The sequence below is a fragment of the Paenibacillus sp. B-A-8 genome, from assembly GCF_048572915.1.
In the GTDB taxonomy this organism is placed as follows: Bacteria; Bacillota; Bacilli; order Paenibacillales; family Paenibacillaceae; genus Paenibacillus_AQ.
Genome location: NZ_CP183882.1, coordinates 6,749,015 through 6,762,250, shown reverse-complemented (window position 1 = coordinate 6,762,250; position 13,236 = coordinate 6,749,015). Strand labels below are relative to the sequence as shown.

Sequence of the window (13,236 nt, the reverse complement as noted above, 5' to 3'; positions counted from 1 at the left end):
AGTTTTTTATGCTCTTGATATTTCCAGGTTAACCCTTCAAAATAGAGAGAATGCTAACTATAGAGGGAGTTATATGAAATGAACGATGTTAAGGCGCGGAATCATGTAAAAGTGATTGGAGAAGGAGAAAGAACCATCCTTTTTGCACATGGATTTGGGTGTGACCAGAGCATGTGGCAGTTTATCACGCCTTCTTTTGAGAAAAAATATCGAATCGTTCTATTTGATTATGTAGGCTCAGGTAACTCAGATTTAAGTGCATATACAACAGATAAATATCATACGCTCCACGGATATGTACAGGATGTATTGGATGTCATCGAAACGTTGGAACTCAAAGATATTATTTTTATAGGTCATTCAATTAGCTCTATGATTGGGATGCTTGCTTCGATTGAGCAGCCGGATTATTTTGATAAAATGATTATGATTGGTCCTTCTTCATGTTATTTAAATGAGGGGAATACTTATTTCGGAGGCTTCGAGAAGAGCGATATCACTGAGCTTCTGGAGATGATGGAGATGAATTTTGCTGGCTGGGCTAGCTTTATGGCACCTCTTGCTATGAACAACCCTGACCCGATGTTAACGAAAGAGCTGGAGCGCAGCTTTATCTCGGCAGATCCTGTTATTGCAAGGGAATTTGCAGAAGTTACGTTCTTTTCAGATCATAGGGAAGATCTACCTAAGGCTACAATCCCTACACTAATTCTACAATGCTCGGATGACAGTATCGTACCTATAGCGGCTGGAGAATATCTACATAAACACTTGAATAATAGCACCTTCCGGTTAATGGAGGCTAAAGGGCATTACCCGCATATAAGCCATCCTGAGGAGACCATCACTTTAATTAATGAATATCTTACGTAAGCTAGATGAGATCATGCTGTGTTGAAAGGATATTTAGATCATGGATGACCGATTAAGATATGCGCCTTGTGGCTATGTTTCTATTACCCATGAAGGAATAATCAAGGATGTAAATCAGACGTTCTTGGACCGTATGGGGTATAAGCAGGTTGATTTGGTGCATAAGCATTTTGAATCTATCATGTCTACGGCAAACAAGCTTATTTTTCATTCATACTTCTATCCTTTTATCAATCTGAATGGACAGGTGGAAGAGTTATTTATCAATTTGAAGGACAGCAAGGGACAAGCCGTCCCTTACTTGTTAAATGGCAGACGCCTTGAGTGTGAAGGTGTAGAGGTCATTGATTGTATTTTAGTACAGATGGGAAAACGCATCGATTATGAGCTAGAGTTACGATCTGCGAAGAAGCAAATAGAAGAGGCTTATTGGGAAAAAGATCAGGCGCTGGCAAAGCTCAAACAAATTCACCTGGAAATTGAACAGAAGCAAGCTGAGCTGATGGAAATGAATGCCGTTTTAGTAGAATTATCTAATACAGATAAGCTGACTGGACTGAAGAATAGAAGGTTTCTTCAAGAGAAGCTGGACGAGCAGATCGTAGGGTATGGACGGGATCAAGCGGTATTTTCACTGTGTATTATAGATATTGATCATTTTAAAAAAGTGAACGATACCTATGGGCATCAGACAGGTGACTATGTACTGGAGAAATTGGCAAGTATCTTGAAATTGCAATCTCGTGAAGAGGATATTGCGGCTAGATATGGCGGTGAGGAATTTATACTTCTTTTACCGAATACAGATATCTCGGAATCAAAGATCATAGCCGAGAATTTACGGCAATCTATCGCATATTCAACTTGGGAAATGGGCCAGATTACGGTGAGCGTGGGTATAGCTACGTTTATTCCAGCCGATTCAGAAGCCACCCTACTGCAAAAAGCTGATCAAGCGCTCTATGCCTCTAAAGAGCAGGGGAGGAACCGCGTCACGCATAGCATAGATTTGAATGAAAAGCTTCTTTAACAGGGGGCTTTTTTGTTATTTATAAACGATACATCCTCTTTGCTCTAATTGCTCTACAATGTCTGTTCCCCTCAAGCTGTGATTCCATCTGAGATCCAGCTTCTCTAATCGATCCAGCTGTAGCAGGGAATCTGGAATCTCCTGCAGATGATTATCTCTTAGGTCAAGCTCTATGAGGCTGCTTAGTTGACCTATTTCCTCAGGCAGCTGATTCAGTTTATTTTTTCTAAGGTTCAGTCTTCTTAGCTTGCTTAGTTTACCAAAGGATAAAGGCAGCGCAGCGATTCGATTATCACTTAAATCAAGAATCCGAAGTTCTTCTATAGCACCCAAATGCTCGGGTAAAACGGTCAGTTGATTGCCATACAGATGGAGCTCTCTTAACCCTTTTATTTGTGTGATCGAATCAGGTAGACATTCTAGCTGATTGTAATATAGCCGCAATTCAATTAGACTGCTCATTTCGCCTATACGGACAGGCAATTGCTTGAGGTGATTATCTGTTACGTTCAGATACTTGAGCTTCTGGAGATTACAAAGCTGCTCCGGCAGCTGTTCGAACTGATTATTGCTTAGATATAGAAAAGAATCCAACCCTTGCAGTCCGCCAATGCTATCCGGCAGTACTTTTAGTCGATTATGGCCTAAATCCAGCATTCGCAAGTGAACTAAACGACTGATGTTATCGGGTAACCGTTCAATTTGATTACCCGCATAATTTAGTACTTCTAATTCATCATGAAGGAAGAGCTGATCGGGAATCTCTTTAATGTGGTTGTTGTACATGCTGAGTTCTAGTAGAGGATTACTCTCAAAAATGATCTCTGGCGTTTCGGTAAGTCCTTTTCCGTCAAAATTATATCTCATAAAAGAGTCTCCCTTGTTATTTGTTTGGCATCATGTTCATGGTGCAGTGTTACGATAGAATATAACAGGATGATGATTTATTATCTGTATGTTGGCATACAAAATTATGGAGTGTTGAAGAAAGGAACATCAAAATGGAAGCTTCTTTTTGGACGGGGACTCGCTTCTTTCAGGGGTTAACCTCGAAGGAGATTGAGGCGGTCTCAAGACTGTTCACATATAAGGCCTGTTCCAAAGGTACCCCGGTGTTTGCAGAATCAGATCCAGGGGATCATGCCTACATTATCTATTCGGGAATTATTAGGGTGTACGCCACTACGAAGGGGAAAGAGCATACCGTAGATCTTTTTGGAAAAGGCGATTTCTTTGGTGATCTGGAAGTGATCCATCCCTCCAATGTAAGGGTGCTATCTGCCGTAGCTATGAACGATACAGTATTATTTGAGATTAAACGTGAGCCATTTGAGCAGATGCTTGCCAGCTACCCGTTGATTAAGGAGCAATTGATGCTGTTGCAAATGGACCGTTTATTTTTATCGAATCGGTTATTACATGAAATGAAATTTCATGATGCGAGAGCGCGTGCGATATTTACACTAAGAAGACTATACCAAAGATTCGGAGTAGAGGAGCAAGGCAAACAGAGGATTGATCTTCGATTGACCCATCAGCAGTTCGCGGATATGATCGGAACATTAAGGGAGACGGCTACTCTTGTGCTTAAAGATCTGCAGGAGCAAAAGATTATTGATATTCAACATCAGCAGATCACCGTGTTAGACCCGACGTATTTACTAGAGTATACGGATTTCGATTGAGAAGAGCAGTTCCGGGATCTTTTTCAGAGAATTGATTATTAAAGGGGGTTATGAATGTGGCATGTAATCATTGTGTAGTAAGTGAGTTGAATTTTGAAATCAAGGCTCATGGTGAGCTTAATCTAAGGATTTTACCTGAGGTTATTCATCATTTGAGTAGAAGTAATACGATACATAAGGTGGAAGAAAATGTGATTACGATTAAGGAGGCTGGGGTGCGGGATTTTCTAGATTTCTGTAATGACCATATGGAGTCGGAGCAGTTTGAATTCCGTATAGATGACCAAACATGGAGACCTCTATCCGAATTACCCACTGTACTTAATATGGAGTGGATTGATGAGGTTATAACTAAGGGTTTAGTTACTTGTCACTTCCAACCGATTGTGAACGTACGGGAAGAGATTTTTGCATACGAGCTCCTATCCAGATTTAAAAAAGATGATGGGTCCCTTATCTATCCTAATGAGATTTTTGCGGCGGCACGGAATCGTGGGCGTTTATATGCTTTAGACCGGTTATGTAGAATGACTGCTGTAAAATATGCTGCACCCTTAAATAAAAAAACCTTTATTAATTTTATCCCAACGTCGATCTACGCGCCAGAGTTCTGCTTAAGATCAACTGTTGAACTGGCCAATCAATTAGGCGTCGATCCCTCTCTTTTTGTCTTTGAAGTTGTTGAGACGGAGAAAGTGGATGATCTCGCTCATTTGAAAGCTATTTTGACATATTACAAGGATCGGGGATTTGAATACGCTCTAGATGATGTTGGCGAGGGCTTCAGCACGATCGAGATGTTATTGGAGCTTAAACCCCATTACATGAAGCTGGATATGAAATATGTTCAGGGTGTGTCCAGCGATCTGAACAAACAGAAAATAGCTAAACAATTTTTAGAAAAAGCTTTAGAAATCCAATCCGTTCCTTTAGCAGAAGGTGTGGAGTTTAGAGAGGACTTTGAATGGCTCAAGCAGAGTGGTTATCAGTTGTTTCAGGGATATTTATTTGGAAAGCCTGATCCTATTCCCAAACAGTGATCCTAAGGAGCATATCTCCGTCTAGAGGATGAGATGGATTTCAGGTCAGAGTCTGAGTACAGGTAAACCCCGGGGTTGTATAATTAAGGTAATTGAGAAGGGGGACGGGATGGATATGAAATGGCATAAGTACATCACGCGCTGGGCGGATTCTAGAGGGTTAGGTGGACGGGAAATTGATTATCAATGGCCGTCTCCATCATTTCCGGTGGTAAGTATTCGCAGCAATTTGGGTCGATACTCAGGTCAGGGGTATGGTTACGGAAGCAAGCCACAAGTGAAGACGGCTGTTGGTTTAATTGCTATTGGAGATGTAGCTATAGGCTTGATATCCATAGGTGCAATAAGCGTCGGTGTACTATCCGTAGGTGCTATATCACTGGGGATGTGGTTAGCGCTCGGAGCGATAGCACTTAGTTGGCTTGGCTTTGCCGCGGGAGCAATTGCGATTGCAGGAGTGGCTGTGGGAGCGATCGCGATAGCCGAAAAAGCATTGGGAGCGATAGCCATAGGCGATACGGCGTTTGGGGCGATAGCCATAGGGCGAATCGCTGGAGGTGCGATAGCTATTGGACAATGGGCATATGGTGTAATCGCTGTTGGAGAGCATGGTTTCGGGTTAATTCCGATCACGGGTGATGTGTGGAATTGGTTCCGGCGTTTGTTTGGGCTAGGAGATTAAGCCGCTAAGCAGTTCTAAAGTATCATTCATAGTCTGGGATAGTTAATAAAAAATATCTATCAGAACAGAAAAACTAATTGCAATTACCTATTCGGATTTCATACCAATTAATCATGCGATCAGATGTAGCGTTATGTTACTCTTTGTAATGTATTCGAAACTTCATAGGCAAACCTATGGAAATGTAGGGACGCAAAGCTATAGGGACTAAGGTTATTATAACTATTGTCAGCCAGCTGCCAAAGAGTGTATTACGCTTTTTGTTAAAATATAAGTGAGTATAAGTTATACACCTATACTTAATGTCTTATATTTCTCGCTTAAACGCGTATCGTCCTTAGAAGGGCGTCGGGGCGTTTATGCTTGTTAAAGTTTAATAAAAATTAAGTCTTAATTTTTATGGACTTTATACGCAATCAAGCTACTCTTTTGGGGTAGTTTTTTTTGTGCCCATTTTTGGGTACTGAAGAGATTCATATTACATCTGGGGGTAGAAAAGATGAAAAAAATGATTGCAATCGCTACATCGGCAGCCATGATAGCCAGTTTTTCGAGCGAGGCAGGTTATGCTTTAGCAAGTGATGTAAGCAAGGTAAGTGTAGTGAACAGCGTAGTACAAAGCAAAGCTGAGCTATTAAGCAGTGCGTCAGTTATTCCGTTTGATCTGTATGGAAAGGCTATCCTTAGCGCTTATAACGATGTTTTTAAAATGAATCCTGCAAATATTAAATCCATCACGAATAATGGTGGCAACTACTCAGGTTCACCAATAGCTAAGGCTATTGATGGCGATATGAGTACGCATTGGGAAACGGGCAAACCGAATAGCTCAACGTTTACGAACGAGGTTGTCTTTGTTTTTAATGAGTCCACGGAATTAAATAGAATCGTATATGCTGCAAGACAATCCGGTGCAAAGGGTAAGGGGTTTGCTCAGGAATTTGATATTTATGGCTCAACTACGGATGCAGGCGATTTTACACTAATATCCTCTGGAGAATATAAAGGCGGAGCAGGAGATGTTGTGGAGATTGAGTTTGCACCTACAGCTTTCAAGAGACTTAAATTTGTCTACAAAAAAGCTAATCAGGATTGGGCGAGTGCAGCAGAGTTTTCTTTTTACAAAGAAGATACCGTATCCGCTAAAATGAAAAATTTATTTACAGATGATACCTTGAGTCAAGTTAGCGCAGCATTTAATACGGTGGAGAAATTAACGGCTTTAGAACAAGAAGTGCAGTTACATCCACTGTACACGCAGTTTCAAGCAGATATAGAGAATGCAAAGGTGCTTCTGGAAAACCATCAAGTAGAGGAAACGGCAGCTAAGGTTTCGAAGTTAAAGGGGTATGGCACAGCATATGAAAATGCCTATAGCGAAGCTTACAGAATGCCAAACTCAAACGTATCAAAAGTAACGGTGAATGGTGGAAGCTACCCAGGTACGAAACCGGAATACATGCTCGATGATCTGCCGAATACACATTGGGAAACGAACAAAAATAATGACGACAGCTTCACGAATGAAGTCGTGTTTGAATTAGCACAGGCCAAAGTATTAGACAGAGTGGCTTTCCTGGCTAGAGATAATCGCAAAGGGTTCCCAGAAGCTTTTGAAATCTATGCATCAGAGACGAGTAAGGGAGAGACCTTTCAGCTCGTATCTAGCGGAACCGCGACTAGTACGAACGACTTTCTGGAGTTTAAATTCGAGCCTACGAAGTTTAAAAGATTGAAATTCAAGTTCACAAAAGCCAATATTAACAGACCTTTTGCGGCTGAATTTAGATTTTATACAGAGGATAAAGTAAGCGAAGCTGTGAATGGTATTTTCACAGATGGAACGATGAGTGCGGTTGTTCCTGCTTATAATAGCGCCAATGCAATCAATGAATTAGAAGAGGCGGCAAAAGTACATCCGCTCTATCCAATCCTTAAAGACTCATTGGATTTGGCTAAGAAGCTAGTAAATGGTGAAGTTCAAACCGAAGGCACCATTATTGAGGCTGAACAGCGTGGAGATATGAAAAAGCATGCACAGCAAAACCTGAGAATTGGTTTCGGTACGAACAACCAACCTACGGGACTCGTTGCAATGCCTGGAGATACAATCAATGTTTATGTAGATGCAGCTTCTACTGATAAATTGCCTGCAATAGTATTTTCGCAACAAGAGGCGGCTTGGAATGTTTGGGCTAGAAGCGTGCAATTACGTCCTGGTAAAAACACTATAACCGTTCCTGAGTTCGCGACGAATAGTTATTATGCACATGATGTGACTAAGGGCGGTACAGTATATATCGTCAATCCATATACAGCTGAGCAACAAGGAAAAGCACCTTTGATCCGGTTCGAGGGGCTTACGAAGATCCCTATGATGACAAAGACCACAGATCCAGAACAATTCAAAGCCTTCCTAACCACCTACAAACAAAAAATAGATGAAGATAAGGCAGCACATCCGAATGTTCAAGATCGCAAACTTATTGATGTAGTAGAAATGGTCAGCGATCATGTTATTTTTACAGGAACGGCTACAGAAGCGTATAACAAGTTTATTACACAAGAAAACAATCCACTGAATACCGTAACCGGCTATGATACTTGGATGAAGACGATCTTTGACTTCTATGGCTTGGATGGCAGTAGCGAGATTCATGATGCCAAGCTAATTCGTGAAAATATTCGATTGATGCAGCCTTATGGTGCAATGTATGCCGCGGGAGATCATACTGGGATACAAATTGGGACCGTAGCGACGATGTTGGGTGATTTTAACAAAGTCTATCCAGGTTGGGGATTGAATCATGAAATTGGGCATCGCTTGGCTATGGGTGAACGGGAATATGGTGAAGTAACTAATAATATGGTGTCTATGTTGATGTCAGTCTATGCGGATTCTATGGATACTCGTATTCCTTTTGAGAGTGATATTTATAAATATGTCCTCGAAGAAAATAAAGTGGTTATGAATCAGCAGGGCTTATTTGCACAGCTCGGTGCCTACTGGCAGTTGGAATTGGCGCACCCGGGTTACTGGACCGAACTGACAAAGCTGTACCGCGAGCGAAAGGTATCCCTTCCTAACGGTGACAATTCCAAGCAACAGTATTTAGTAGAGTTCTCCTCCGAAGTGCTGGGACTGGATTTAAGCAGCTATTTTGCCAGACATGGCTTCACTGTGAATCCAGAAACGAAAGAGAAGCTGGCTAAATATCTAGCACCGAAAAAGCTATGGTATTTAAATAACTCGGTGGTTCATTATGAGGGAACAGGAATAGCAGATAAGAATGTTGCGATAAAGGTTAATATCACGCCTAACACTACTTCTAAATCGAACACATTAAGCTTCAGTATGGATAAGGATCTTAAGAAAGATTTCTTAGGTTATGAGGTGTATAGAGACGATAAGTTAGTAGGGTTTACTGGGACTGACCAGTTCGTGGACACGAATGTAGATAGCAGCATCAATTATACGTACAAGATCGTTGGTTATGATAAGAAGCTGAGCCCACTGAAGCCGGTACAGGTTAAAGCCTTCAAGCCAGCGTTATCTGTTGAAGATCAAATCACGTTAAAGCTTAATCAAGCTTTTGATCCGATGAGCTATGTAAAAGCGACTAACTATCAAGGAAACGATATTACTGCTAATGTCACCCTGAAAGCAAATACCGTTAATGTAACGCAAAAAGGCGACTACGAAGTGGTATATGAAGTGAAGAACGAAGGGGTTACAGAAACCAAAACTACACTGGTTACGGTAACGAGTGACTATGCTTATCTTTCGGATCTTAATGCGAAGTCAGTCGTTGTTGGTTGGGGTGAATTAAAGAAAGACAAAGCCGTTTCTGGTGGAATCATCACCCTTGTTCGACAAGGGTTAGCTGCGACCTATACCAAGGGAATCGGTGTACATGCGAACTCTGAAGTTATTTATGATATTGAGGGTAAAGGTTATGACTTCTTTGAAAGCTACATCGGGATCGATCAAGCGATGAAAGGAAAGCCATCCTCTGCAACCTTTGAAGTGTATGTAGATGGAGAGAAGAAATTCGCGAGCGATGTTTTCCGGGCAGGGACAGAGCATGAATTTGTGAAAATACCTGTGACAGGCGCGCGCGAAGTGAAGCTGGTTACCACAGATGCTACAGACGGTAATGCTTCAGATCATACGGTATGGGCGGATGCAAAGTTTACGAATACTTCAAGCAAACCGATTATCACAGTGCCGGAAGAGACAACTTTCGTGAAGTTGAACAGTGAATTTGATGCTTTGACCGATGTGACTGCCTTTGATACGGAAGATGGTAACTTGATTGGAGCGGTTGAAGTAAAACCGAACGGGTTTACTTCAAGCAAAACAGGCACCTACAACGTCGAACTGTCAGTTACAGATCGGGATGGGAATACAGCTGTAAAGACTAGAACAATAGTTGTTTACAGCGCTAGTAAATACTTGAGTGATATAGCTTGGCAGTCGGCAAGAACGGATTATAATGTAGTTCGTAAGGATAAGGCAAGTACTAACAACCCGATTAAGCTACTTGTAAATGGTGTAACCAAAGAGTTTGCGAAGGGCTTAGGAACGCATGCTAACTCTGAAATCGTGTATAATCTGGCGGGTGCTAATTTCGAATATTTTGAAACGTATGTAGGGGTTGATCGAAATATCCCAGAGCAAAGCAACTCTAGTGTGATCTTCAAAATCTTCGCTGATGGGGTAGAAGTGTATAATAGCGGACTGATGAAATTTGGCACGGAAGCTAAATTAGCTCGAATCCCTGTAAAGGGTGTAAATGAATTGAAATTGGTGTTAGATAATGCAGGTAACGGAAATGCTTCAGATCACGGCGATTTCGCGGATGCGAAGTTTATGATTCTGAACAGTACGCCGGAGCTTACCATAGCTAAATCTGTATCCACTAAAGTAGGACAGGAAATAGCAGTAAGTGCAGATTATTTGGCAACGGATTCAGAAGATGGTGACTTGACGGCTCAAGTAAAGGTTACGGGTGAAGATCAAGTTAAATGGGGCAGAGCTGGAAAGTATCCGATCACTTACACAGTAACCGATAGTGATGGAAATACGACTACCAAGACTAGAACAATAGCCGTAGTAGACATGACGGACTTTACGTATCTGACGGATTATGATTGGAATTCTACTCAGAACAGCTATACTGCACCTTTGAAGGATAAATCAATTAGTGCCAATGCACTGAGATTAACAGGCGAGGGCAATCAAATAGTGTCCTACGAAAGAGGGATTGGAGCGCACTCTAACTCGACGATTGTATACGATCTAAGCGATAAGAACGCGGACTACTTCACTTCCTATGTGGGTGTAGATCGACAAATGTACGGTTCTGTCGGTTCGGTGAGCTTTGAAGTATTTGTGGATGGAGAGAAGAAATTCGATAGTGGTGTCATGGGCTCCAGAGATCCACAGAAATTCATCGAGTTGGATATTAACGGAGCCAAGGAGCTGAAATTAGTCGTTACGGACGGCGGAAATGGAAACGGATCTGACCATGCCACATGGGGGGGAACCAAACTACATTTCGCGAATGGAGATCACCTGTTCACTGGAGATCTGGAACAAGCGATTGCAGCGGCTAAAGCAATCTCTCTAGATGGCTTCACGGCTGAGAGTATAGCGGTATTTACGGCCAGCCTCACGGGTGCAGAAGCGGCTTTGGCTAATTCTGCTGTCACACAAAGTGAAGTAGATGCAGCAGTAGCGGCGTTACAACTAGCAATAGAAGGTCTGACCGAAATAGACCTTACGCAAGTCATTACTATTGCAGATCCTTATCTAAGTACTTCGATCAAGACCACATTAGGCGTATCTGGAGACCTAACGCTAGGTGACATGTATAACCTTACGACGTTAACCAGCGAAACCAGAAGAGCCAGATCTTTGGAAGGTCTACAGTATGCTAAGAATCTTGAGACGCTAGATATCACTGGAAATGAAATCACTGATTTCTCCCCGCTACAAGGACTAACTAAACTTACGAGCTTATTGGCCGATCCTCAAATGGTAGAGGTAGGACAATTAAAGGGACCTGTAGTTGAATTTATCAATCCGGTGAAAGGGATCGATGGCAGCAAAGTGATCCCTAGTTCGGCTGGTGTCAGAAACACTGGAACATTTAAAGAAATCATGTTTGATGTGAATGAATGGGCAGCTAATCCGGATGTGTTCACTATAGACCTATCGAACGAGGAGAAGGGAACTTACATGTTGGGGTTAACTTACCAAGTTGCAGGTAATCTTGTGCAATTGATTTCTTTTATTGATAACAAATAAATCCCATAGGCAAAAGAAAACAGGCGAATTGTGGTGTGTTCAACCATGATTCGCCTGTTTTTTATTGAGATATAAAAATGTATAAGTTTCACGCTATAGCTTCTGCTCTGCTGTGTGGCAAAAGTGGGGTGGGCAAGATTTGGAAACCCCTTTTAAATCCTTATATTATAAAATTATCCATTTTGTAATATGACAGAAGTGATGACAACGCTCACTATAACCGAACATGTCTTTTAATTATAATGAATCCGATGGTCCAACTCTTCCAGCCCATTCAATCAAATATACTAGAGGTGATGCAGATGTTAGGAATCGGATTGACCATCGTTGTTATAATCGGGGCTTATTTAATGGCTGCGTATACTCGATTGTTAAGCATGCGTAATCGTGTGAGAGAATCTTTTGCTACCATAGAAGGTTATTTACAAAATCGGGTTGAGGCATTAACAGAAGTTGCGAAGATGGTTATTTCTTATGCTAAACATGAACACGAAACATTGGCGCTTGTACATAGAATGCGTGCTGGTTTAAGTGATGATCATCTTCCGGTTGAGAAGCTGATTAGATATGTGGAAATGGAAAAGTATATTCATTCGATCAATGTTCAGGCAGACTATTATCCAGAGCTTAAGGAAAGCGATCCGTTTATCAAATTGCAACAAAGGATCTATATCTTAGAGGAAAACCTATCTGCCAGCAGACGTATCTATAACGAAAATGTGACAAGCTATAACACGATGATAAGTACCCTTCCTACGCTTTTACTTGCAGGGGCTATTGGATTTAAGCCGGAAATCTTGCTCAAGATGGAAGGGGCCAAACGAGCAGACGTTAATTGGACGGTATCCTAAGTAGATTTGATACGGAGAATTAAGAATGTCATGAGGTTTAGAGGGAGGCGTATCTATGAAAATCGTTATTGTAGATGATCATCCTTTAGTTAGAAGAGGGCTGGCATCTGTCATTTCAATGCAGCCAGATGTGCAATTTGCTGGTGAAGCTACAAATGGTCAAGAAGCATTTGATGTGATTGAAGCGACAAATCCGGATATTGTTCTCATTGATCTTAAGCTTGTTGATGAATCGGGATTGGATGTCATCAAGACAGCACGTGCCCGTGGCATTGTCAGTAAGTTCATTCTGTTGACTTCCTCTGCGAGCAGAGAGAATTTTTTGAGGGCTGAAGAAGTGCTGGTAGATGGATATGTCCTAAAAGAGGCATTGCCGGAGGAATTACTCTTTGCTATCCAGTTGGTGCATAAAGGGCGAAAGTATTACGATCCTGGCTTAATGGAAGAAAAGATGCGTATTAGCGGCAGCAGTCCGACGGATGAATTGACACCGAAAGAGAAGGAAGTACTGATTGAACTTGGACAAGGTGCTTGCAACAGAACGATTGCTACACATCTCTTTATCAGTGAATTTACAGTAAAGAAGCATGTCAGCCAGATTTTAGCGAAGCTACAGGTTAATGACCGGACACAGGCAGCACTGTATGCAAACGCGATAGGGCTGACGAAATATGAAATGTCTTATGAGTAGAAATATAACCATAGTCTTAAATACGAGGAGGTGTCCCAGCAGCCAGATCATAGCTCTTGGGACACCTCCTA

Annotated in this window: 9 protein-coding genes and 1 riboswitch; of the genes, 8 read left to right on the top strand and 1 reads right to left on the bottom strand. The window is 41.7% G+C overall.

Features of this window, described 5'->3' with window-relative positions; genetic code table 11:
* Positions 1-78 precede the first annotated feature (78 nt).
* Together ACN6MV_RS30480 and ACN6MV_RS30475 are read left to right on the top strand one after the other, a co-directional pair.
* Complete coding sequence (locus tag ACN6MV_RS30480; protein WP_042131592.1) at positions 79-873, top strand: alpha/beta fold hydrolase; 795 nt, start codon at positions 79-81, stop codon at positions 871-873.
* A 40-nt stretch (positions 874-913) separates the two neighbouring features.
* A complete protein-coding gene (locus ACN6MV_RS30475; RefSeq protein WP_419885445.1) occupies positions 914-1,903 on the top strand; it encodes a sensor domain-containing diguanylate cyclase in 990 nt (329 codons plus the stop codon).
* Between the two features lie 15 nt (positions 1,904-1,918).
* Here the strand turns inward: ACN6MV_RS30475 and ACN6MV_RS30470 are convergent, their stop codons facing one another.
* Positions 1,919-2,770, bottom strand: a complete 852-nt coding sequence (locus tag ACN6MV_RS30470; RefSeq protein ID WP_042131590.1) for a leucine-rich repeat domain-containing protein — start codon at positions 2,768-2,770, stop codon at positions 1,919-1,921.
* 134 nt (positions 2,771-2,904) lie between these two features.
* On the opposite strand from ACN6MV_RS30470, the gene ACN6MV_RS30465 reads away from it, so the two are divergent.
* The 6 genes from ACN6MV_RS30465 to ACN6MV_RS30440 all read left to right on the top strand — a co-directional run bounded on the left by ACN6MV_RS30465 (position 2,905) and on the right by ACN6MV_RS30440 (position 13,165).
* On the top strand, positions 2,905-3,588 hold the full coding sequence (locus ACN6MV_RS30465) for a Crp/Fnr family transcriptional regulator (protein WP_042131589.1): 684 nt from the start codon (positions 2,905-2,907) through the stop codon (positions 3,586-3,588).
* Between the two features lie 50 nt (positions 3,589-3,638).
* Positions 3,639-4,628 carry an EAL domain-containing protein gene (locus tag ACN6MV_RS30460; RefSeq protein WP_419885444.1) on the top strand — a complete coding sequence of 330 codons (990 nt, stop codon included), beginning with the start codon at positions 3,639-3,641 and terminating at the stop codon, positions 4,626-4,628.
* 109 nt (positions 4,629-4,737) lie between these two features.
* On the top strand, positions 4,738-5,310 hold the full coding sequence (locus ACN6MV_RS30455; RefSeq protein ID WP_419885443.1) for a hypothetical protein: 573 nt from the start codon (positions 4,738-4,740) through the stop codon (positions 5,308-5,310).
* 157 nt (positions 5,311-5,467) lie between these two features.
* A riboswitch (cyclic di-GMP riboswitch) is annotated at positions 5,468-5,554 on the top strand.
* A 255-nt stretch (positions 5,555-5,809) separates the two neighbouring features.
* Positions 5,810-11,623, top strand: a complete 5,814-nt coding sequence (locus ACN6MV_RS30450; protein WP_419885442.1) for an NPCBM/NEW2 domain-containing protein — start codon at positions 5,810-5,812, stop codon at positions 11,621-11,623.
* A 302-nt stretch (positions 11,624-11,925) separates the two neighbouring features.
* Complete coding sequence (locus tag ACN6MV_RS30445; RefSeq protein WP_419885441.1) at positions 11,926-12,474, top strand: LemA family protein; 549 nt, start codon at positions 11,926-11,928, stop codon at positions 12,472-12,474.
* Positions 12,475-12,529: 55 nt separating this feature from the next.
* Entirely contained in the window at positions 12,530-13,165 is a 636-nt protein-coding gene (locus tag ACN6MV_RS30440) for a response regulator (RefSeq protein WP_076120344.1), read from the top strand.
* The last annotated feature ends 71 nt before the right edge of the window (positions 13,166-13,236 follow it).